Source organism: Streptomyces sp. AM 4-1-1 (assembly GCF_029167625.1).
Taxonomy (GTDB): Bacteria; Actinomycetota; Actinomycetes; order Streptomycetales; family Streptomycetaceae; genus Streptomyces.
This window is the reverse complement of record NZ_CP119145.1, coordinates 6,203,906-6,224,991: the sequence shown is the minus strand read 5'-3', so window position 1 is coordinate 6,224,991 and position 21,086 is coordinate 6,203,906. Positions and strand designations below refer to the sequence as shown.

Sequence of the window (21,086 nt, the reverse complement as noted above, 5' to 3'; positions counted from 1 at the left end):
ACACAAGCAGTGCTCCGACCGGTGCAGTCACCGAAACCATGAAGAGTTGGCTGGTCGCCTTCCTCGTCTTGTAGATTCGAACGAATGACGGGGACCGGCGGCCTCACCCCACCGCACAGGCCGCTCCCGTACCTCCCTCCCACGCACCGACCCACCCTCTTCCGCATCACCCAAATCTTCCGTACCAACCACACAGATCGGCGGCGACGACATGCGGCTGCGCGCACTGCTGGACACCGACGCGCTGGGCCTGCGACTGCTCGGCGGCGATGAGGAGCTGGACAGGAACGTCCGCGGTGTCATGACCACCGATCTGCGTGATCCGAGCCGCTATCTCTCCGGCGGTGAACTGGTCCTCACCGGGCTGGCCTGGCGGCGGGACGCGACGGACTCGGAGCCCTTCGTACGCATTCTGGCGGGCGCCGGGGTCGCCGGCCTCGCGGCGGGCGAGGCGGAGCTGGGCGCGGTGCCCGACGATCTGGTGGAGGCGTGCCGGGCACACCGGCTGCCGCTCTTCGCCGTCCATGAGACCGTCGCGTTCGCAACGATCACCGAGCATGTGGTGCGCCAGGTGTCGGGCGAGCGGGCCGACGACCTGGCGGCGGTCGTGGACCGGCACCGCAGGCTCATGACGTCCGGCCCCGCGGGTGGTGGTCCCGATGTGGTGCTGGACCTCCTCGGCTCCGATCTGGACCTGCGGGCCTGGGTGCTCTCGCCGACCGGCCGGCGGATCGCGGGGGCCGGGGAACCGCTGCCCGCGCCGCTGGCCGCCCGGCTAGCGGGCGAACACCTGGCCGCGGCCCGGACCGGCCGCCGGGGCCCGCACCGGGTCGACGTCGACGGTACGACGTACTCGCTGTTCCCGATCGGGAACACTCCCCCAGCCGTCGTACCGGCTCCCCAGGAGCCCCGCGAGGTCCGGAACGCGGCGCTGTCCGACTGGCTCCTGGCCGTCGAGGCCGACGCGGGCGACTGGCCCGCCGCCCGGCTCGATCTGCTCCAGGGCGTCACCCAGCTGATCGCGGTCGAACGGGACCGCCGCGACGCGGCCCGCGCGGTCCGCCGCAGACTCGCCCAGGAAGTCGTCGAACTCGTCCAGGCGGGAGCCCCGCCCGCCGAGATCGCGGCCCGGCTGCGGGTGGCCACGCCCGTCCTGCTGCCGGGCGTCGGGACCGTACCGCACTGGCAGGTGGTGGTGGCCCGGGTCGAGTGGACCGCCGACGGGGGTACGGGGGTGCCGGGCGCGGACGGTGGCGGTACGGGCCCCGCCGGAGCGGACGGACCGGGCGCGCGCGGCTCCGGCCCGGCCGGGGACGGCGCGGTCGCCCAGGCGCTGCTGGAGGAGATCCTGACCGGCCCGGAGGCCACCGGCCCGGACTCGGGTGACCGGATCGCGGTCGCGTTGACGGGTGACGAGGCGATCGCCCTCGTCCCGCTGCCGGCCGGGGCCGGTGCGGAATCCGCCAACGGTGGCCACGAGGGCCGGGACGGCCATGGGGACCATGACCGCGCCCTGCACGCCGACGCGCTGCTCACCGCCGTCCGTGACCCGCTCGGCGCGGGGCTCGGCGACGACGGCCGGCTGACACTCGGTGTCAGCGCCGCCGTGCACTCCGCCGAGGGGCTGCGCGGCGCCCTGGAGGAGGCCCGGCACGCCCGACGGGTCGCGGCGGCCCGCCCGGGACGGGTCCGCGCCGCCGGACACCACGAGCTGGCGTCGCACGTCCTGCTGCTGCCGTTCGTCCCCGACGACGTGCGCCGCGCCTTCACCGCCCGGCTGCTCGACCCGCTGCGGGACTACGACCGGCGCCACCGCGCGGAGCTGATCACCACGCTGGAGGCGTTCCTCGACTGCGACGGCTCCTGGACCCGGTGCGCCACCCGATTGCACCTCCACGTCAACACACTGCGCTACCGGGTCGGGCGGATCGAGCAGCTGACGGGCCGCGATCTGTCGCGCCTGGAGGACAAGCTCGACTTCTTCCTCGCCCTGCGCATGAGCTGACCCCCGCGCCCGTGAACCGGGGCGCGACGCGCCCACCGGACCCCGCCCGGGACCGGGCCGATTGTGAATTCATTCACCTGCCCCCTTGGCTCGGCGTGCCATTCCGTGCTGAGATGCGCGCAGACTCAACAGCTCAATGGCGCGCTCGGGGAGGGCAATGTGGCGCATACCGCCATGTCTGGTTCCGGAACGACAGCCGATGACGATCCGCCGCTCCAGACAGCGGTATGGCGGCTGCGGTCACGCGCCTGCTGGACGGACGCCGCCGCACTGCTCGAAAGGGACGCCGCCACCGATCCCGCGACGGCGCTCCAGCGGTCCGCCCTGCTGACCGAACGATGTCTGTACACCGGGCACGGCTGGACCGACGCCGAGGACGCGCTGCGGACCGCCGAGGCGCTCGCCCACGACGACGCCGAACGCGGCGGCGCCGCCTGTGAGCGCGGCCATCTGGCGTACGCGTCGACGCTTCTGCGGGTACGCGACCGGGCCGACGAGGCCCGGGTGGCACTGAGCCGCGCCGCCGCGCTGCTCCCTCCGGGCGCGGCGGGCCGGCCGCTGCTCGACTTCCGGCGGGGCCTGATCGCGCAGAACATCGCGGACTCGCCGCAGGCCGCCCGCGCCGCGTACCGCAGGGCCCACGCGGGTGCCACGGCCCGGGGCGACGAACTGCTGCTCTCCGACACCTGGCGCCATCTGGCCTCGCTCGCCCTGAACGACGGCGAGCTGGCGGAGGCCAGGCACGGCTTCGCCGAATCGCTGCGGATCAGGGAGGAACTGGGGTTCCTGGTGGGTACCGCTCCGGCGCTCATCGCGCTCGCCGCCACCGAGACCGGGCCGGAGGCGGCCCGGCTTCGCGCGGAGGCCGGACGGCTGTTCCGGCTGCTCGGCGGGGTCCCGTCCTGGCTGGCTCCCCAGCTGGAGCCCCCAGCGCCGGAGACCGCCGAGGCGAGCTGAACCGGGGCCGGCCCGCGGCCCCGGCGCGATCGCGACGAGGGGGACCGGCACGCGGACCGGTTCCTCGGGCACCAGGTCGGCGCCTCGAACACACGGGCCGACGTCCCAGGTACGAGAACCGGTGCCTCGGCCTCGGGCACCGGCCCGGAACCTCGGACACATGTGCCGACATCCCAGTACGGGAACCGGTGCCTCGGACACACGGCTCGGTGCCTCAGCCTCGGACACCGGGCCGACGTCCCGGACACACGGGCCGGTGCCTCAGGTCAGGTCGACGTCCACCGGGTCGCCCGGCTTCCAGCCCGCGTCGCTCCACTCCGGGACCGGCTTCGGGGCGGGCGGCGCGGGCGGCGGGTGCGGGCCCCGGTTGGGGTTCTGCGGGATGTGCCGGGAGCCCCCGCCGCCGGACCCGCCGCCCGATCCGCCCTCGGCGGGCCGACGCCCCGCGTCCTGGGGGCCGCTGTCGCGCGGGGGCGGTGTGCCCGGCGACTTCGGCGGTGCCTTCCTGCGGGGCGGCGGCACGGGAAGCGAGACGGCCGGGGAGACAGCGGGAGAGACGTCCGCGGAGGTCCGCGGGGAGACTTCGGCGGACGGCGACAGGGACCCGGCGGTGGCCGACGGCACCGGGGAGACGGGACTCGACGGAAAGCCGGACACGGTCCCGGACGGCGACACGCTCGGTGCCGGACCCGCTCCGCCCCCGCCCGAGCAGCCCACCGCTCCCAGCACCACCGTCAGCGCCGCGGCCACGGGCCACCGGACCCCGCTTCGCACCATTCCCGCCCCCAGAACATTCGAACAATCAGGGGCACACACTATCGCCGCAGGTCACGGAGATGTCAGCCGTCCGAGCCCGTGAAGTGTTCCCGTACGAGCGACTGCACCACCGGCAGGTCCTGGGCGATCAGCGCGTCGAGCAGCGCGCTGTGCTCCGAGGCGTCGGCGAGGAGGTCCGCGCGGCGCGTCACCGGGCCGCCGTCCAGGGGCCACTGCGAGCGCCGGTGGAGGTCGTCGGCGATCGTCACGAGCTGCCGGTTGCCGGAGAGTTCCAGGACGGCGCCGTGGAAGGCGCGGTCGCACTCGACGTACCGCGCGCGGTCACCGACCGCCGCGGCCGAGACCGTGGCGTCGGCCAGCGGGCGCAGCCGCCGCCAGCGGGCCGGCGGCACGGTACGGGCCAGCCGCAGCATGACGGGGACCTCGATCAGGGCGCGCACCTCAGCCAGCTCGGCCAGCTCGCCGGGACCGCGCCGGGCGACCCGGAATCCCCGGTTCGGCACGACCTCGACCGCGCCCTCGATGGCCAGCTGCTGCATCGCCTCACGGACGGGCGTCGCCGATACGCCGAAGCGGGCGCCGAGCGCGGGGGCGGAGTAGACCTGGCCGGGGACCAGCTCGCCGTCGACCAGGGCGGAGCGCAGGGCGCCCAGGATCTGACCGCGCACGGAGTGCCGCACCACCCGGGGGGCGGGGGGATCGGCGGGAGGCTGGTCGCCGCGGGCCTGCTCCGGCACCCGAACGGTGGAAGGGGTGCTCGCGGACACACCGGGCGGGTGCGGGGCCCGTACGTCCCCGCCCGTTCTGCCCTGCTCCACTCGGACCTCCTCGGCCTGCCGTGGGCCCGACTCGCCTGCGCCACGCCCCTCGTGCACGATAGGCGCAGATGACACCGGTTCACACATCGTCCTGATCGAGTAAGGTAAGCCTTACCTGAAAGCGATCGCGATTCGGTGGTCCCCCGCATGCCCCTCTCCACCCTGCCCACCAGCACCGCGCAGTCCGCCGTGACGGACGCGTACGCCCGGCTGACCGAGGTCTTCCCCGGACTGCGGGCCGAGGTGCTCACGGACGGTGAGGCGTTCCCCTCCGGTCCCGGCTGGGTACGCGCGGACGAGCTGGCCTCCGGGGGCGCCGCCCTCGACAGGTTCCTGGCCTGGGACGACGCGCAGGTGGTCCGCGACCACGGGCGGCCGGCCCGCCCCGACGTGATCGCCAGCTTCGGCCTGCACCGCTACGTCTGGCCGGCCTGCCTGCTGGTGACCGTGCCGTGGTTCCTGCACCGCCGGGTGCCGCGCGTGCCGGTCGCGAATGTGGCGTTCCAGCGCACGCTCGGTCACCTCGCCGTGCGGGTGCGGGAGTTCGCCTGCCTGCCGGACGACCCGGCGGCCGCGCTGCCCGGCGCCCGGGTGGTGGCCGACGAGGCCGCGCTGAGGGCCGAGGTGCGGACGTCCGTAGCCGAGCACATCGGCCCGGTGCTCGACGGCTTCGGCCCGCGGATGCGGCGCGGGAAGCGGGCCCTGTGGGGCATGGCGACGGACGAGATCGTCGAAGGGCTCTGGTACATCGCCCATCTGCTCGGCGAGGAGCGCCGCGCGATGGCCGAGCTGGAGGAGCTGCTGCCGGGCACCACCAAGCCGTACGTCGGCACGGCGGGCTTCCGTGAACTCACCGGCCCCGGGGGCGAGTCGCTGCCGACCAGGGACCGGGCCAGCTGCTGCCTCTACTACACCCTGCGCCCCGAGGACACCTGTGTGACCTGCCCGCGCACCTGTGACGCCGACCGGGTCCGCAGGCTCTCCGTCGGCCCTTGATCCACACCACCATTTCAGGTGATAAAATCCGCACGTAACTCCATTCTCGCGTAAGGGAATTCGAGAAGACCCCGCCAACCACCGCCTGTGACGACCCAATGGCGTGCTCTTGACCCGAAAAACCCTGGACGCGTGAGGATTTCCGCCATTATGGGCGCCCGAAACCCCCTACGCGACGCAAGGAACCGTGCATGAGAATGACCGACATATCGCTCGGCTGGCTGCTTCCGGGCGCCGTGCTGCTCGTAGGAGTCGTCGCTGCGGTGACGGTGCTCCTACGCGGCAAAGGCGTTGCCGGGAAGAGCGGCGCCGACGAGAGCTGGGAACGCAGCGAGGACCGGCGCAGACGCAAGGAGGCGCTGTACGCCAGCGCCTCGTACGTGCTGCTGTTCTGCTGCGCCGCGGTCGCCGCCGCACTCTCCTTCCACGGGCTCGTCGGCTTCGGCCGGCAGAACCTCGGCCTCTCCGGGGGCTGGGAGTACCTCGTCCCGTTCGGACTCGACGGGGCGGCGATGTTCTGTTCCGTCCTGGCGGTGCGCGAGGCCAGTCACGGTGACGCGGCCCTCGGCTCGCGGCTGCTGGTGTGGACGTTCGCGGGAGCGGCCGCCTGGTTCAACTGGGTGCACGCGCCCCGGGGAATGGACCACGCGGGCGCGCCGCACTTCTTCGCCGGGATGTCCCTGTCGGCCGCGGTGCTCTTCGACCGCGCGCTGAAGCAGACCCGCCGGGCCGCGCTGCGCGAACAGGGCCTGGTGCCCAGGCCGTTGCCGCAGATCCGGATCGTACGGTGGCTGCGGGCACCCCGGGAGACCTTCCGGGCCTGGTCGCTGATGCTCCTCGAAGGCGTCCGCTCCCTGGACGAGGCGGTGGACGAGGTCCGCGAGGACCGCAGGACACAGGAGCAGGACCGGCTCCGCAGGAGGGACCAGGAGAAGCTGGACCGCGCCCACATCAAGGCACTCAACCGGCAGAACCGCGCCTGGAGGCGGGTGGGCCGGGGCGGTCGGCAGGTGGACGTACCGGCCATCGCGCCGTCGACCGGCTCCGCACCCTCCACCGCGGAGCCTGCCATAGTGGTGCCGGGACAACTGCCCGCGCGGCCCTCCCTCCAGGCCGTGCAGGGCGCGGACCCGAGGAGCGCATCGGTCCCGTCCGCGGGTGAGCTGACGACGGTCGACCTCACGGCGGAGGACGACACCCAGACGCTGCCCCGGCTCGATTCGCTTGAGCGCAAACTCAAGGACCTGGAGCAGCAGTTCGGCTGAGTCCGTTCCTGACGGGTACGGCCTCGCCCGGAACCCGACGATCGGACAAGCCGTCAGGCGTCGGCCCAGGACCTCAGGTCCTGGGCCGACGCCTGACGTTTCGGTCGGGGCCCGGAGCACCCGCCCGCGCCGGTGCGGGCGACGGAACCCCGGCGCCGTCGAAGGCACCGGGTGGTCACCGCACCGGACATCGAGCCCGGCGGGGCGTCAGGCCCCGTCGTCGCGCAGTTCGAACCAGACCACCTTGCCGAGAGCCTGCGCGTCGATCCCCCAGGAGTCCGCGAGACTCCGCACCAGGAACAGTCCCCTGCCGTGCGTACCGTCGTCGGCGATCGGTACGTACGACTGCGGCAGGCCGGGTACGAAGTCCCGCACTTCCACCCGCAGCCGGCCCTTCGCGAGGGTCACCGTGACGATCGCGCCGTGCCGGGTGTGGATCAGTGCGTTGGTGGTCAGTTCGCTCAGCAGGAGTTCCGCGGTCTCGGCGGCCTCCGAGGTCGACCGGTGACGCAGGAACTCCCGTAACGCCCGGCGTGCCTCGGATATCGACGACAGCTCCGTGTGCCCCAGTCTGAGGCACAGAGTGGCGAGTTCACGCTCACCCTCCGGCCACGTCCGCCCCGGGTTCTCCCCCAGCACGGACTCGGCACCTCCTCGACGCTCCATCAACTCCCCCGTTCTCACAGTTGATCGGTCTGCCTTGCCGTAGGACGCGCCCACCGGGATGCATGCCCCCGGCGGAACTCCCTCACGCACACCGCCCCACCAATGGGACGCACGCCACGTACATCCGCGCCATGCCGGTACACCTGAGCGACACATAGATGCACATTTAGTCAACGTCTGAGTAATTTCCGTCAGTTGGCGTTGACGCTGCGCCATCTACGCGCGTCATCATGAGATTCATGCGAATCTCCCCACGGTTCACCACGCTCGGCGGCGTCGCCGCCCTCCTGTCCGCCCTCTTCGTCGGCGGCCCGGTCACCGCGACCGCCGCACCCGTCCCGGTCTCCGCGCCCTTCACCACCTCCGCACCGGCCCCCGGCGCCGACGCCCGCCCCGGCTTCGCCTCGGTCGGCAGCGTGTGCTACTCCGCCCTTCCGTCCCAGGCGCACGACACCCTCGCCCTCATCGACGCGGGTGGCCCCTTCCCGTACCCGCAGGACGGCACCGTCTTCCAGAACCGCGAGCGGGTGCTGCCGCGCCAGAACTCGGGCTACTACCACGAGTACACGGTCATCACCCCGGGTTCCCGGGACCGCGGGGCCCGGCGCATCGTGACGGGCGAACGCTCCGAGGAGGACTACTGGACCGCCGACCACTACGAGACGTTCGCCCTCGTCGACCACGACTGCTGAGTCCGCGTGCGGGCCGCCGGACCCCGTAACCTGCGCCCCATGACTGTGACGTATGTGCTCGAAGGCGCCGGGATCACGGACCTGGACCGGTTCTGGCAGGTGGTCGGCGAGGCGGTGAACGGCCCCGGCGGCTACTTCGGCCGGGGTCTGGACTCCTTCGCCGACTGTCTCGGCGGCGGCATGGGCACGCCACCCGACGGCGACTTCACCATCGAGTGGCGTGATCACGGGCGGTCCGTCCGGGCTCTCGGTCATGCGGAGACCGCACGATACCTGCGACGCCTGCTCGAAGGGGCCCATCCCACCAACCGGACCGCCCTGCAAGGGGAGTTGCTGGACGCGTTGGCCGGTCGGGGACCGACCCTCTTCGACCGGCTGGTGGAGATCGTCCGGACACGGACCGCGCCCGGCACACTCCGGCTGAACTGAACCCGCACGGTCGGCCGGTGGCTGAACCGCACCACCGACCGACCGCGCGGAAGCTGCGCCGGCCGGAGCCGGCGACGGGATCAGAACTGGGTGGAGACGCTCACTCCGTCGAACGCCTTGACACCGTAGAGGCTGATGTAGTTGGCACCCGACCTCGGGTTCTTGATGGTCAGGGTGTGGCTGTTGCCGGTGCCGGTGGCCCGGTTGGTGTAGCCGCTGGTGGTGGCCCAGCCGCTGGTGCTGTAGTAGAGGTCGGCGTCACCCGTGCCACCGCTCGCGGTGATCTTCAGCTGGGTGGTTCCGGCGGGGACGTAGACGTACAGGTAGGAGTAGTTGCCCTGGGTGGCCGTCAGCCCGCTGCGCTTGCAGTTCTGGTCGAGCTGGCGGGCGTCACCGGCGGTGCACTCGGGGTTGGGGTCGGTCGACGGGTCGGTGGGCGGGTTGGTGGTCGTACCGCAGTCGCCCGCGGCGCACGCCGTCAGCCAGGTGTTCCAGTCGGCGTCGTAGCGGTTGCCGATGGTGGAGGTGAGCAGGGTGCGGGCACCGTTCCAGTCACCGACGCGGTAGAGGCCGAGCAGCTTGTCGACGTCCGCGCGGTGCGACTGGAGCATGTAACGCACGGCCAGGTAGCCCCAGTTGTAGACCCGGGTCTGGTCGGCGTTGTCGTAGGTGGTGTCGAAGAGGGTCCGCAGGCTGTAGGTGTGCGACGCGGCCTGGGCGATCGCGTCGTCGTAGGTGACGTTGCGGTACGTGTAGGAGACGTACTCCGCGAAGCCCTCGATCCACCAGATCGTCGGCGTGGTGATGCCGGCGTCGAAGTCACCGAGCATGTCGAACCGGCCGTCGAGGTAGTGCGTGTACTCGTGGTTGAGGTTCCAGATCTGGAAGGTCGGGCGCGCCCACTCGGCCTCGTAGGCGATGAACCGCGGCTGGTTGCCCGCCACGGAGGGGTCGCCCTCCAGGTACATGCCACCGTTGTTGGTGTCGATCCCGTAGATCGCCCCGGCGTAGGTCTGGTAGTCGGTGGTGGAGTCGAACACCACCACCTCGATGGTGGAGTTCTTGTCGTTGGCGACCGGACCGTTGTCCTTGACGACGCTGTGGAAGTACGCGTCCTGGTTGCGCAGGCTGGTGCAGCTGGCGGCGAGGTCCGTCGTGGACATCTCCTGGGCCAGGATGCGGATGCTGTCGCTGCAGGTGTACTTGACCGGCAGGACGGCGGACTTCAGACGGTTCGCAAGGTCACAGGTGCCGTAGTAGGAGCAGTTGGCCTTGTCGTAGTAGTCGGTCATCTCGGCGAGGCCGACCCAGAGGGGGGCGGTGCGGCCGGTTATGGAGCTCTTGCCGAGCAGACCCGCCACGAGGGGCTTGACCTTGGGCCGCAGCGATTCTTCCTGGAGGAAGCGGGCGAGCTCACGGCCCGCGTTCGAGGTCAGGTACGACTGGTCCGTGCCCAGCAGGTCCAGGTGGTTCGAGGCGAAGCTGGACAGCGAGGTGAGCAGGCTGGAATCAGCCTCGATCGCGCTGATGAACGCCGGAACCTGGTGGCCGCGGAAGGTCACGGTGTAGACGTTGTTGACCGCTTTGAGCATGTTCCGGGAGCTGTTGTACGAGGAGTTGTAGCCCGCGAGCAGCCGCTTGACGACGTACAGGTACCGGGCGTTCTGCTCGGCGCTGTCGATCAGCGTGACGGCCTCGGCCAGGGTCTCGCCGTTGGCGTCGGTGACGTCCGACGAGTGCGAGGAGGCGAAGAAGCCGTCGAGGCCACCCTGGATCGCCGTGCGCAGCGCGGTGCCGTAGGTGCCGACCGTGCCCGGGTCGTAGTACTGGACGTAGTAACCGGCCCGGAGGTAGAGGACCAGCTGCGGCATGCCGGTGCTGCTGTTGCCCGGGTAGGCGGCGGAGATGTCGCGCATGGCATTGGCGACGGAGACCATCTGCGCCTCGCGGAAGGCGTAGTAGCCGTCGCTGCCCTTGACGCTGAAGAGGGTGTTGACGCAGTCGGTCGTCGACGACTTGATCTGCTGGACGAGCGCGCTGCCCGTGCGGCTGGTGAAGTCCGAGACGTTGCAGGTGGCCGCGGCGGCGAGTCCGGCGGACTTCGCCATGGCGCGGGCCTTGGACTTCATCGAGGGCGCCGGGTCGCTTGACGGAGTGGTGCCCGGACTGTCGTAGTCCCGCTTGAGCGCGTCCTTGGACGCGGCCAGCGGGGGGCGGTCCGCGGGCTTGAGGGCCTTGCTGCCGACGTGGTCGGAGTCCGCGACCGGCGCGGCGAGGGACTGTGCCGCGGGGCCGCCGCCCGGCTTGTCGGCGTTGATCGATGCCGCGCCGGCCGAACCGGCCAGACCCGCCGCCGCATTGGCCGTCGCCGCGGTGGAAGTCGCGGGCCCCGGCTGGGCTGCCTGGCTCGGTGCGGAGAGCATGCCAACGCCCAGGCATGCAGCCAGGACCACGGTTGATAGCCCGGTAAATCTTTGTCGAACCGTTCGGTTCTTCACGTGCCGCCTCCCAGCGGTGTGGTGGCCGCGCGACGCTGCGCGGCCGTGGGGGATGCGGGGATTCGAGGTGGGACTGGCTCTGCCCATCGTCCTGCGATGGCATGGACACGCCTCGCTTCCCTGCGGGCTGTACAATGGCACATGTCACATGTCCTTTGGAAGACGCTGGGCCCACATTCATTTCCGCGACATCTTCCGGACGCGTCCGACGCCCTCCGAACCGCCCCGCGAACCCTCCGGGAACTGTCTGCGGACGGACTCACGCGCGGCGTTGGGAGTTGGACCGAGAGGGAGCGGGCAGGGGACCGGGGAGGGAGCCGGAGGGATGCCGCGCACGGCACGGAACCGACTCACGGGGGCACGGCTGCGCGTGCGGCGGTCCGCGCGCGCGATGGCCCGTGCATGCGGAGGTGCGTGCGGTGGTGCGCGCGGCGGCCCGCGCTCAGTGGCCGCGCCCACCACGATCCGCACTCCGACTCGACGCGCCCACCACGATCCGCCCGCCGGCTCGACACGCCCGTCGGCTCGACACGCCCAAGGGCATGAACACATGGGGCGTCGAGGTGAAGCGCGTCAGCCTGGAGGGACGGGCTCACGGCCTGACGTGACGTCACCGCCTCGGCCACCTGGAGCACTCGGCGTCAGCGGCGAAGGGGGTCTTCAGCTCACGGGAAGCGCACGCCGCTCGGCCCGTGCGCGCTCATCGGGCGCGCGGCCCACGTGCGACGCGTCGCGTACGGCTCAGCCCGTGGCGCCACGCGCCCGGTGCGCCATTCATCCCTCGCACGCCGCCGGACGGCGATTACGGCAGGTCACTTCTCGTCGAGGCTCAGCGACAACTTCCCGGGGGCGGACGCCCGCCCCGACGTCCCCGTACCCAGCCGTCCACCGGCCCGTACGGTCCGTCCCCCGCTCCGCACCTCGGTCGTCCCGACGGCCGGTTCCTCGGCCGGTTCTTCGGCCTGGTCGCCCGCCCACAGTGACCGGACGTGCGACATATGGGCGAGCATGCACTCCTCGGACCCCGCCACATCCCCGGCGATGATCAGGTCGAGCAACTGCACATGTTCCTCGGCCGAGGCGATCAACTGCCCGTTCTCGGCGAGCCGGTTGAGGCCGAACAGCCGCGACCGCTTCCGCAGATCGCCGACCTCCTCGACCAGCCTGCGGTTGCCGGCCAGCCCGAGGAGGTCGAGGTGGAACCGCCGGTCCGCCTCCAGATAGCCGAGGATGTCGTGCTCGCGTGCGGCGTCGACGATGGCGAGGGCGAGGGGCCGCAACGCCTCCAGCTCCCGGCTCTTGCCCATCCGGGCGATCCGGCCGACGGTGGGCACTTCGATCATGGCCCGGAGTTCGGTGAAGTCGTCGAGGTCCTGCTCGGTCAGCTCGGTGATCCGGAAGCCCTTGTTGCGGACCGCCTCGACCAGCCCCTCCCGGGCCAGGTCCAGCATGGCCTCACGGACCGGGGTCGCCGACACCCCGAACTCCGACGCGAGAGCGGGGGCGGAGTAGATCACCCCGGGGCGCAGCTCGCCCGCGATCAGCGCCGCCCGCAACGCGTGCGCCACCTGGTCGCGCAGATGCTCCTGTGCCGAGATCACATTGAGCGACGTCAGGCGGGCCATGTCTGTTCCTCCAGCACCGTGCGGAGCCCCAGAATACAATGTCACCTTTCCACCGGGCCCCGCACGCCGATGCCTGAATCAGGGGTTCAACCTCCGATGGACGGCCGCGGCGATCGCCAGGTCCTCCCAGCCCATTCCGACGCTCTTGAAGAACCGGGGACGGCCGGACGACGCCAGTTCCTTGCGCAGCTCCGTACCCACGCCGTCCTGCGACACCAGATCGGCGAGGTTCCCCGCGATGTCCTCCGGCGCGATGGCGCCTTCGGCGATCGGTACGAGGAGGTCGCCCGCCTCCGCCAGCGCGGCCGACCTCGCCTCCACCAGGACGATCGAGCGGGCCACCAGCCGGGAGTCGGTCTCCCGGGCATCGGGCAGGTGCGAGCCGACGGCCACGACCGTGGCTCCGTCCCGTACCGACGCGCCGTCGAACAGCGGCGTCCGGGACGTGGTGCAGCACAGCACCAGGTCGGCGGTGGCCACCTCCTCGGGGCCGCCCTCGTCCGCGCGCAGACCGAGGGTCCGGGCGTGCGCCACGAGCGACGCCACCCGCTCCGGGGTGCGGCCGATCACCGTGAGCCGGTCGACGGGGCGTTCGGCGAGCACGGCTGTGAGGTGGCCGTACGCCTGCGGTCCGGTACCGAAGATCACCAGGTGGCCGACGGACGGGACCGTCAGGTGTCTGACGGCGAGGGCGGAGACGGCCGGAGTACGCAGGGTGGTGAGCGCGGCACCGTCGAGCAGGGCGAGGGGGACCAGGGTCGGCCCGTCGAGCAGCAGGTAGCTGCCGGTGATGCGGGGCAGCCCGAGCGCCGCGTTGCCGGGCGCCACCCCCGCGATCTTCACCCCCGTGACGTCCTGGGTCGTCGCGGGCATGAGGAGCAGTTCGCCGCCGGGCACCGTCAGATTGCTGCGGGCGGGAACGGTCTCCGGATCGAGCCCCTCGCGCAGCGCCTCCTCCAGCGCGTCCACGGCCGCCGCCGGGCCCAGGGCCTCGATGTCGGCGGCGCCGATCAGGGGAAGACTCACAGCAGGAATCCTTCGGGGAAGGGGTCGGACGGGTCCAGGAAGAATTGTGCGGTGCCGGTCAGCCAGGCGCGGCCGGTCACGGTGGGCACGACGGCGGGCAGTCCGCCCACGGTGGTCTCCTCGACGAGGCGTCCGGTGAAGGAGGTCCCGATGAACGACTCGTTCACGAAGTCGGTGTGCAGCGGGAGTTCGCCCCGGGCGTGCAGCTGCGCCATCCGGGCCGAGGTGCCGGTTCCGCACGGGGACCGGTCGAACCAGCCCGGGTGGATGGCCATGGCGTGTCGGGAGTGCGCCGCGTCGGAGCCGGGGGCGATCAGCTGGACGTGCTTGAGGCCGCGGATGTCGGGGTTCTCCGGGTGCGTGGGCGGGTCCGCGGCGTTGATCGCGTCCATGAGCGCGAGCCCGGCCGCCAGGATGTCGTCCTTGCGGGCCCGGTCGAAGGGAAGTCCGAGGTCGGCCAGTGGGAGCATCGCGTAGAAGTTGCCGCCGTAGGCGAGGTCGTAGCGGACGGTGCCGTGACCCGGGACGTCCACCTCGCGGTCGAGCCCGGCGCAGAACGCGGGGACGTTGGTGAGGGTCACCGCGGTGGCCGCGCCGTCCTTCACCTGGACGTCGACGCTGACCAGCCCGGCGGGGGTGTCCAGCCGTACGGTGGTGACCGGCTCCACGACCTCGACCATGCCGGTCTCGACGAGGACGGTCGCCACCCCGATGGTGCCGTGGCCGCACATCGGCAGATAGCCGGACACCTCGATGTAGAGGACGCCGAAGTCCGCGTCGGGGCGGGTCGGCGGCTGGAGGATCGCGCCGCTCATCGCGGCGTGGCCGCGCGGCTCGTACATCAGGAGGGTGCGGACCGCGTCCCTGTGCTCCCGGAAGTAGCGGCGCCGCTCGGCCATGGTGGCGCCCGGGATGGTGCCGACGCCCCCTGTGATGACGCGGGTGGGCATGCCCTCGGTGTGCGAGTCGACGGCATGGAAGATGTGGCGTGTCTGCAAGGCTCCCCCTGGGTCGGCCTGGTGGGTCGGAAGGTCTCTCTCACATGTGGCGGCGCACCCGTCGTGCGCCCGGTGTCAGTTCAGTCCTTCGGCGAGCGCTTTCTCGGTCGCGGCGCGGACCGCGGCCGCGGCGTCGGCCGGCAGCGGGAAGCGCGGCGGGCGGCAGGGTCCTCCGTGGCGTCCGACGACATCCATCGACACCTTGATCGCCTGGACGAACTCCGGCTTGGAGTCCCATCGCAGCAGTGGGTGCAGTTGCCGGTAGAGCGGGACCGCGGTCGCCAGATCGCCGGTGACGGCGGCCCGGTACAGCTCCACACAACAGTCGGGCAGCATGTTGGGGGTTCCCGCGATCCACCCGACGGCGCCGGCCAGGGCGAGCTCCAGGAGGACGTCGTCGGCGCCCACGAGCAGATCGAGGCCGGGCGCCAGCTCGGCGATCTCGTACGCCCGGCGGACGTCGCCGGTGAACTCCTTGACGGCGACGACCGCGCCCTCCTGGTGGAGTTCGGTGAGCAGCCGCGGGGTCAGGTCCACCTTGGTGTCGTACGGGTTGTTGTACGCGACGACCGGTACCCCGACCGCCGCCACCTCGGCGTAGTGGGCGCGGACCGCGGCGTCGTCGCAGCGGTAGCCGTTGGGGGGCAGCAGCAGCACCGATCCGGCGCCCGCCTCGGCGGCCTGTTCGGCCCAGCGCCGCGACTCGGCGCCGCCGTACGCGGAGACGCCCGGCATCACCCGGTCGCCGTCCCCCGCCGCCTCCACGGCGACGCGTACGATCCGGGCCCGCTCGTCGTCGGTGAGGGTCTGGTACTCCCCCAGCGAACCGTTGGGGACGACACCGTCGCAGCCCGCGGCGATGAGCTGCCGGACGTGTTCGCCGTACGCGTCGAAGTCGACGGACCGGTCGTCGCGCAGGGTCAGCGGGGTGGCGACCATGACGCCTCGCCAGGGGCGGGTGCGGGCGGGCGGGTTCGGCTGCATCGGGGCTCCTTGAGAGGTGTGAGAGGGCGGGGTGGGACGGTGGCGCGATTCCGTGAGGTGGCGGCGGGTCGGGGACGGTGGGTCGAGGTGCCGGACGGCGGAGGACCACTGTCGTACGGGAGTCGCCGGATGGCCCCGGCTCCGCCTCCGACGCGGCGGACCGGGTCCGGGCCGGACGAGAGGTCCCGGTGCCTCTCCCGGCAGATCTTGCTGGGAGGTGCACCAGGGGCTGTCCCGTGATCCCTCAGGTCCGGTCGCCAGGGGCGGCCTCAGCGAGCGCGGACAGGGGGACCGGGCATGCCAGTGGTCGTCGGCCCGGCCCGGCCGCCTCCTCACCGGCGCCGTGGCAGCGGGCCAGTTCACCGACGGCGAAGCCGCACATCCGGCCCTGGCACCAGCCCATTCCGGCCCGGGTGAGCAGTTTGACCGTACGGGCGTCTCCCGCCCCCAGGTCGTCGAGCGCCGTACGGACCTGTCCCGCGGTGACCTCCTCGCAGCGGCAGACCTCGGTGTCGTCCGCCGTCCAGCCGCTCCAGCCCCGGCCCGGCCGGTGTGCCGCGCCCATGACCTCGGCGAAGGCGCGCATCCTGCGGCGCGCCAGGCGGAGCGCTGTCACCCGGCGGCGGTCCACCCCCGGGGCCGTCCCCCCGCCGTCGTCGATCACCGAGAGAGCAGCCAACTCGCCCTCCGCAAATGCGAGTTGCACTCCTCCGATGCCTCCCGGCTCGCCCGCCGCCCAGATGCCCGGCACGGTGGTGCGCAGTCGGCGGTCGAGGAGCAGCGCGTGGGTGCCGTCGGCGCAGCGGCGGGTGGCGCAGCCCAGCGTGGTGGCGAGTTCGATCTGGGGCACGAGCCCGTGCCCCACGGCGAGGGCGTCGCAGTCGATGCGGCGATCACTGCCCGGTACCGGCCGCCAGTCGCGGTCGACGCGGCTGACGGTGACGCCCTCCACCCGTCGTGTGCCGTGCACCGCGGTCACCGCCCGGTGCGACAGCACCCGTACACCGCTCCGCGCCAGGGCGAGTCCGTGGCGCGCGCCCTCCGCCAGCTTGCCCGGGTTGGCGGCCAGCACATGGGGGGCGCGGGCGTACGCGGCGTAACCGGACGCCTCCACCAGGGCCGGTACGTCGGCCCCGGCCAGGGTCAGTGAGGCCGCGACGGCCTGGAGGAGCGGGCCGCTGCCCGCGACGACGACGCGCCTCCCCGGCAGCACCAGCCCGGACTTCAGCATGGCCTGGGCCCCGGCGGCGCCCACCACTCCCGGCAGGGTCCAGCCGGGAAAGGGGAGTTGGCGCTCGTGGGAGCCGGTGGCGAGCAGCAGGCGGCGGGCCCGGACGGTGGCCCGGCCCTGCCCGCCCGCACCGGTCAGGGAGTGCAGGGCCCAGTCGTCGCCGGTCCGCTCGACGGCCCACACCTGGTGTTCGGCCAGATGGCGGACCCTGCCGGTGGCGCGGTGCCGGTCCAGCCGGGCGGTCAGGCCGGCGAAGGCGGCCCAGCCGTGGTGCAGGGCCTCCGGCCGGGCGGCGCCGAGGCCGGGTGCCGGGCTGCGGTAGTACTGCCCGCCCGGTGCGGCCGACGCGTCGAGCAGGACGACGTCGAGGCCGTGGTCGGCCGCCGTGACGGCCGCGGCGAGACCCGCGGGCCCGGCGCCGATCACCGCCAGCGCGGCGGACGCCGTCGCCCCGGCGGAGGCACCGGAGGTGCCGGGGACCTCGCCGGTGGTGCCGGACACCCCGCCGCCGGGCCCGGACCGCACGCCCGCGTCCGAGGGGCCGGAGGCCCCGCCACGGCCCGGCCCCACGCCCCGGTCCGGACCCCGGTCGGGGCCGGGTCCTCCGCCCGGTCCCGGGACCCCGGAGACCTCACCCGAGGTGTTCTGCATGTCCGTCGCCCTCCTGGGTGGTCACGGTGTCGCCGGGTCCGGCGGGGAGCAGGCAGGCCCGCTGATTGGGCCGGCCGTTGACAGTGGCCAGGCAGTCGAAACAGGAGCCGATTCCGCAGAAAGCCCCCCTGGGGCGGCCGTTCACCCGGGTGGTGCGCCAGGCCAGGACCGAGGCCGCCCAGAGGGCCGCGGCGATGCTCTGACCGGGCAGCGCCGGGATCGTACGGCCGTCGAAGGTGAACTCGAACTCCGGCTCGGGGACCGCTCCGACCAGTTCGGCGGGCGTACGCGCCCGGCTGCGCTTCACGGGGCTCCTCTCCGCGGTCATGCCGCGTCGCGGGTGGTGTCGAACCGCTCGGGCGCGAACGGTCCGGGGTCGAGTACGGGAGTCTCCCCCCGGATCGCGTCCGCGATCAGCCGGCCGGTGGCCGGCGCCAGCCCGATCCCGGCGCCCTCGTGTCCGCAGGCGTGGAACAGTCCGGGAACCCGGGGATCGGCCCCGATCGCCGGGAGGTGATCGGGGAGGTACGGACGGAAGCCGTGATAGGTCCGCAGCACCCGGACGTCGGCGAGCACCGGGAAGAGTGCCGTGGCCCCGGCGGCCAGCCGGCTGATCACCGGCACCGACAGGGTGCGGTCGAAGCCCACGCGTTCACGGCTGGCGCCGATGAGCACCGGCCCGGACGGGGTTCCCTCCACCACGGGCGAGGTCTGGAGTGCGGCCGACCCGCTCGACACGTCGGCCACGTACTCCGCCGCGTACACCTTGTGCCGGATCAGCGGCGGCAGCGGTTCGGTGACCAGGACGAAGCCCCGTCGCGGCAGCACGGGCAGCTCGACCCCGGCCAGTGCCGCCAGTTCGCCGCCCCAGGTGCCCGCGGCGTTGACCACCGCCGGTGCGAGCAGTTCACCCTTGTCGGTCCGCACTCCCCGCACCTCGCCCGAAGCGCCGGTGAGCACGGCGACGACCTCCACGCCCGGCAGCGTCCGTGCCCCACCGCGCCCGGCGGCCCGCAGCAGGTGGGCCGCGGCGAGGGCCGGTTGGACCTGGGCGTCCTGCGGGTAGTGGACTCCGCCGGCCAGACCGCGGGCCAGATGCGGTTCGAGGTCCCGCAGTTGGTCCGCGGCCACCGCGAACGCCTCGACGCCGACAGCCCTCTGACCGGCCGCCGTCGCGCCCAGTGTGGCCAGGGACGCCTCGCCCGCCGCCACGACCAGGCCGCCCTTCTGCTCGTACTCGATGTCCGGGGGCAGTTCGTCGGCCAGCTCGCGCCAGAGCGCGGCGGAGAGCAGGGCCAGGTCCAGTTCCGGACCGGGCACCTTGTCGGAGACCAGGAGGTTTCCCTCACCGGCTCCGGTGGTGCCACCGGCGACCGGGCCACGGTCGACGACGGCCACGGAGAGTCCGGACCGGGAGGCGTAATAGGCGCACGCGGCGCCGACCACCCCGGCCCCGACGATGACGACATCCAAGGGCTGTCTCATGAGCACGGCAGTAATATGTCACATTGCTCAAGGCGTGCCAAGAGGGCGCATGAGGGCACGCGGAGGAGCCTGACGAACGCCCGGAGGCACCCGGAAATCAGCCCGCCGATGCCCCGGAGAACACCTGGTGAACGCCTGGAGCAGCCACGAGCCCCCCGCCCCGGGTCCCGTCGGCCGCTGCCCTCTCCCCCGGCGGGCGAAACCGTCGGGGCGCTCCCGCACGGCCGGCGCTCAGGGCCGTGGCACGTTCCGCAGATTGGAGCGGGCCATCTGGATCATCCGGCCCACTCCCCCGTCCAGCACCACCTTGCTGGCGGAGAGCGCGAACCCGGTCACCATCTCGGCACTGATCTTCGGCGGGATGGAGAGCGCGTTCGGGTCCGTGACCACGTCGACGAGCGCCGGGCCCTTGTGCCTGAACGCGTCCTTCAGCGCTCCCGCCAACTGCTTCGGCTTCTCCACCCGCACGCCGTACGCCCCGGCGGCCCGCGCGATGGCGGCGAAGTCCGGGTTGGTGTTGGTCGTGCCGAACGACGGCAGGCCCCCGACCATCATCTCCAGCTCGACCATGCCGAGCGAGGAGTTGTTGAACAGCACGATCTTGACGGGCAGGTCGTACTGGACCAGGGTCAGGAAGTCGCCCATCAGCATGGTGAATCCGCCGTCACCGGACATCGAGACGACCTGACGCCCGCGGTCGACGAACTGCGCGCCGATCGCCTGCGGAAGCGCGTTGGCCATCGAACCGTGGCTGAACGAGCCGATCACCCGACGCTTGCCGTTCGGCGTCAGGTAGCGGGCCGCCCACACATTGCACATACCGGTGTCGACGGTGAACACGGCGTCGTCGTCGGCCAGTTCGTCCAGCACGGCGGCGACGTACTCCGGATGGATCGGCACGTGCTTGTCGACCTTGCGGGTGTACGCCCTGACGACGCCCTCCAGCGCGTCGGCGTGCTTCTTCAGCATCCGGTCGAGGAACTTCCGGTCGTCCTTGGGGCGGACCAGCGGGGTCAGACAGCGCAGGGTCTCACGGACGTCCCCCCAGATCGCCAGGTCCAGCTTCGAGCGCCTGCCCAGGTGCTCGGGTCGCACGTCGACCTGGACGATCTTCACGTCGTCCGGCAGGAAGGCGTTGTACGGGAAGTCGGTGCCCAGCAGGACGAGCAGATCGCACTCGTGGGTGGCCTCGTAGGCGGCGCCGTAACCGAGCAGCCCGCTCATGCCCACGTCGTACGGGTTGTCGTACTGAATCCACTCCTTGCCGCGCAGCGCGTGCCCGACCGGCGACTTCACCCGCTCCGCGAACTCCATCACCTCCGCGTGCGCGCCGGCCGTGCCACTGCCGCAGAAGAGGGTGACCCGCTTCGCCGCGTCGATCATCCGCCGCAGCTTCTCGATCTCCTCGTCGCCGGGCCGGACCGTGGGCCGCGAGGTGACGAGCGCGTGCTCGATCGACTTCTCCGGCGCCTGCTCGGAGGCGATGTCGCCCGGCAGCGCCACGACACTGACCCCGCCGCGGCCGATCGCGTGCTGGATCGCCGTCTGGAGCAGCCGGGGCATCTGCTGCGGGTTGGAGATCATCTCGTTGTAGTGGCTGCATTCCTGGAACAGCTGGTCCGGATGGGTCGCCTGGAAGTAGCCGAGGCCGATCTCGCTCGACGGGATGTGTGAGGCGAGGGCCAGTACGGGGGCCATCGAGCGGTGGGCGTCGTAGAGACCGTTGATGAGGTGCAGATTGCCCGGACCGCAGGAGCCCGCGCAGGCCGCCAGACTGCCGGTGATCTGCGCCTCCGCCCCGGCGGCGAACGCGGCGACCTCCTCGTGCCTGACCTGGACCCACTCGATGGCCGAGTTGCGCCGGATGGCGTCGACGACCGGGTTGAGGCTGTCGCCGACGACCCCGTACATCCGCTGGACGCCCGCCCGGACGAGAATGTCCACGAACTGCTCCGCCACGTTCTGCTTGGCCATGGGTGCGCA

18 protein-coding genes are annotated in these 21,086 nt (G+C 72.3%); 6 read left to right on the top strand and 12 right to left on the bottom strand.

The window, feature by feature from the left end; translation table 11 throughout:
* Window positions 1-211 precede the first annotated feature (211 nt).
* Window positions 212-2,005 (top strand): PucR family transcriptional regulator, encoded by a 1,794-nt coding sequence (locus PZB75_RS26280; protein WP_275537765.1) that lies wholly within the window; start codon window positions 212-214, stop codon window positions 2,003-2,005.
* Between the two features lie 174 nt (window positions 2,006-2,179).
* The gene (locus PZB75_RS26275; protein WP_275537764.1) at window positions 2,180-2,962 is read left to right on the top strand and encodes a hypothetical protein; all 783 of its coding nucleotides are present in this window, start codon (window positions 2,180-2,182) and stop codon (window positions 2,960-2,962) included.
* A gap of 261 nt (window positions 2,963-3,223) precedes the next feature.
* Here the strand turns inward: PZB75_RS26275 and PZB75_RS26270 are convergent, their stop codons facing one another.
* Together PZB75_RS26270 and PZB75_RS26265 are read right to left on the bottom strand one after the other, a co-directional pair.
* Window positions 3,224-3,586 (bottom strand): hypothetical protein, encoded by a 363-nt coding sequence (locus PZB75_RS26270; protein ID WP_275537763.1) that lies wholly within the window; start codon window positions 3,584-3,586, stop codon window positions 3,224-3,226.
* 215 nt (window positions 3,587-3,801) lie between these two features.
* Window positions 3,802-4,557: a GntR family transcriptional regulator gene (locus PZB75_RS26265; protein WP_275537762.1), complete on the bottom strand. Its 756-nt coding sequence runs from the start codon at window positions 4,555-4,557 to the stop codon at window positions 3,802-3,804.
* Between the two features lie 147 nt (window positions 4,558-4,704).
* Here PZB75_RS26265 and PZB75_RS26260 point away from each other — a divergent pair, with 147 nt between their 5' ends.
* Window positions 4,705-5,553, top strand: coding sequence for a (2Fe-2S)-binding protein (locus tag PZB75_RS26260; protein ID WP_275537761.1), 849 nt, complete (start codon window positions 4,705-4,707; stop codon window positions 5,551-5,553).
* A 191-nt stretch (window positions 5,554-5,744) separates the two neighbouring features.
* Window positions 5,745-6,818 (top strand): DUF2637 domain-containing protein, encoded by a 1,074-nt coding sequence (locus tag PZB75_RS26255; RefSeq protein ID WP_275537760.1) that lies wholly within the window; start codon window positions 5,745-5,747, stop codon window positions 6,816-6,818.
* Between the two features lie 207 nt (window positions 6,819-7,025).
* Here the strand turns inward: PZB75_RS26255 and PZB75_RS26250 are convergent, their stop codons facing one another.
* A complete protein-coding gene (locus PZB75_RS26250; RefSeq protein WP_275538875.1) occupies window positions 7,026-7,388 on the bottom strand; it encodes an ATP-binding protein in 363 nt (120 codons plus the stop codon).
* A 335-nt stretch (window positions 7,389-7,723) separates the two neighbouring features.
* Here PZB75_RS26250 and PZB75_RS26245 point away from each other — a divergent pair, with 335 nt between their 5' ends.
* Window positions 7,724-8,176, top strand: coding sequence for a ribonuclease domain-containing protein (locus tag PZB75_RS26245; protein ID WP_275537759.1), 453 nt, complete (start codon window positions 7,724-7,726; stop codon window positions 8,174-8,176).
* 39 nt (window positions 8,177-8,215) lie between these two features.
* Entirely contained in the window at window positions 8,216-8,605 is a 390-nt protein-coding gene (locus tag PZB75_RS26240) for a barstar family protein (RefSeq protein ID WP_275537758.1), read from the top strand.
* 80 nt (window positions 8,606-8,685) lie between these two features.
* On the opposite strand, the gene PZB75_RS26235 is transcribed toward PZB75_RS26240, so the two are convergent.
* The 9 genes from PZB75_RS26235 to PZB75_RS26195 all read right to left on the bottom strand — a co-directional run bounded on the left by PZB75_RS26235 (window position 8,686) and on the right by PZB75_RS26195 (window position 21,077).
* The gene (locus PZB75_RS26235) at window positions 8,686-11,103 is read right to left on the bottom strand and encodes a M9 family metallopeptidase (protein ID WP_275537757.1); all 2,418 of its coding nucleotides are present in this window, start codon (window positions 11,101-11,103) and stop codon (window positions 8,686-8,688) included.
* 812 nt (window positions 11,104-11,915) lie between these two features.
* Window positions 11,916-12,728 carry a GntR family transcriptional regulator gene (locus PZB75_RS26230; RefSeq protein WP_275537756.1) on the bottom strand — a complete coding sequence of 271 codons (813 nt, stop codon included), beginning with the start codon at window positions 12,726-12,728 and terminating at the stop codon, window positions 11,916-11,918.
* A 78-nt stretch (window positions 12,729-12,806) separates the two neighbouring features.
* Complete coding sequence (locus PZB75_RS26225; RefSeq protein WP_275537755.1) at window positions 12,807-13,754, bottom strand: ornithine cyclodeaminase family protein; 948 nt, start codon at window positions 13,752-13,754, stop codon at window positions 12,807-12,809.
* Window positions 13,751-14,752: a proline racemase family protein gene (locus PZB75_RS26220; protein WP_275537754.1), complete on the bottom strand. Its 1,002-nt coding sequence runs from the start codon at window positions 14,750-14,752 to the stop codon at window positions 13,751-13,753. Before PZB75_RS26220 ends, PZB75_RS26225 begins: the two co-directional genes overlap by 4 nt.
* Before the next feature lie 75 nt (window positions 14,753-14,827).
* Window positions 14,828-15,736, bottom strand: a complete 909-nt coding sequence (locus PZB75_RS26215; protein WP_275537753.1) for a dihydrodipicolinate synthase family protein — start codon at window positions 15,734-15,736, stop codon at window positions 14,828-14,830.
* A gap of 244 nt (window positions 15,737-15,980) precedes the next feature.
* Complete coding sequence (locus PZB75_RS26210; RefSeq protein ID WP_275537752.1) at window positions 15,981-17,618, bottom strand: NAD(P)/FAD-dependent oxidoreductase; 1,638 nt, start codon at window positions 17,616-17,618, stop codon at window positions 15,981-15,983.
* The gene (locus tag PZB75_RS26205) at window positions 17,599-17,946 is read right to left on the bottom strand and encodes a (2Fe-2S)-binding protein (RefSeq protein ID WP_275537751.1); all 348 of its coding nucleotides are present in this window, start codon (window positions 17,944-17,946) and stop codon (window positions 17,599-17,601) included. Before PZB75_RS26205 ends, PZB75_RS26210 begins: the two co-directional genes overlap by 20 nt.
* Window positions 17,943-19,109 (bottom strand): FAD-binding oxidoreductase, encoded by a 1,167-nt coding sequence (locus PZB75_RS26200; RefSeq protein ID WP_275537750.1) that lies wholly within the window; start codon window positions 19,107-19,109, stop codon window positions 17,943-17,945. The genes PZB75_RS26205 and PZB75_RS26200 overlap by 4 nt, the downstream gene beginning before the upstream one ends.
* A gap of 225 nt (window positions 19,110-19,334) precedes the next feature.
* Window positions 19,335-21,077: a pyruvate dehydrogenase gene (locus PZB75_RS26195; RefSeq protein WP_275537749.1), complete on the bottom strand. Its 1,743-nt coding sequence runs from the start codon at window positions 21,075-21,077 to the stop codon at window positions 19,335-19,337.
* Between the last annotated feature and the right edge of the window lie 9 nt (window positions 21,078-21,086).

What these genes read in the sequence shown, in the direction of transcription:
- PZB75_RS26280 (WP_275537765.1), top strand. Translation starts at nt 212, where the DNA reads ATGCGGCTGCGCGCACTGCTGGACACCGACGCGCTGGGCCTGCGACTG.
- PZB75_RS26275 (WP_275537764.1), top strand. Translation starts at nt 2,180, where the DNA reads ATGTCTGGTTCCGGAACGACAGCCGATGACGATCCGCCGCTCCAGACA.
- PZB75_RS26260 (WP_275537761.1), top strand. Translation starts at nt 4,705, where the DNA reads ATGCCCCTCTCCACCCTGCCCACCAGCACCGCGCAGTCCGCCGTGACG.
- PZB75_RS26255 (WP_275537760.1), top strand. Translation starts at nt 5,745, where the DNA reads ATGAGAATGACCGACATATCGCTCGGCTGGCTGCTTCCGGGCGCCGTG.
- PZB75_RS26245 (WP_275537759.1), top strand. Translation starts at nt 7,724, where the DNA reads ATGCGAATCTCCCCACGGTTCACCACGCTCGGCGGCGTCGCCGCCCTC.
- PZB75_RS26240 (WP_275537758.1), top strand. Translation starts at nt 8,216, where the DNA reads ATGACTGTGACGTATGTGCTCGAAGGCGCCGGGATCACGGACCTGGAC.
- PZB75_RS26230 (WP_275537756.1), bottom strand. Translation starts at nt 12,728, where the DNA reads ATGGCCCGCCTGACGTCGCTCAATGTGATCTCGGCACAGGAGCATCTG.
- PZB75_RS26215 (WP_275537753.1), bottom strand. Translation starts at nt 15,736, where the DNA reads ATGCAGCCGAACCCGCCCGCCCGCACCCGCCCCTGGCGAGGCGTCATG.
- PZB75_RS26210 (WP_275537752.1), bottom strand. Translation starts at nt 17,618, where the DNA reads ATGCAGAACACCTCGGGTGAGGTCTCCGGGGTCCCGGGACCGGGCGGA.
- PZB75_RS26205 (WP_275537751.1), bottom strand. Translation starts at nt 17,946, where the DNA reads ATGACCGCGGAGAGGAGCCCCGTGAAGCGCAGCCGGGCGCGTACGCCC.
- PZB75_RS26195 (WP_275537749.1), bottom strand. Translation starts at nt 21,077, where the DNA reads ATGGCCAAGCAGAACGTGGCGGAGCAGTTCGTGGACATTCTCGTCCGG.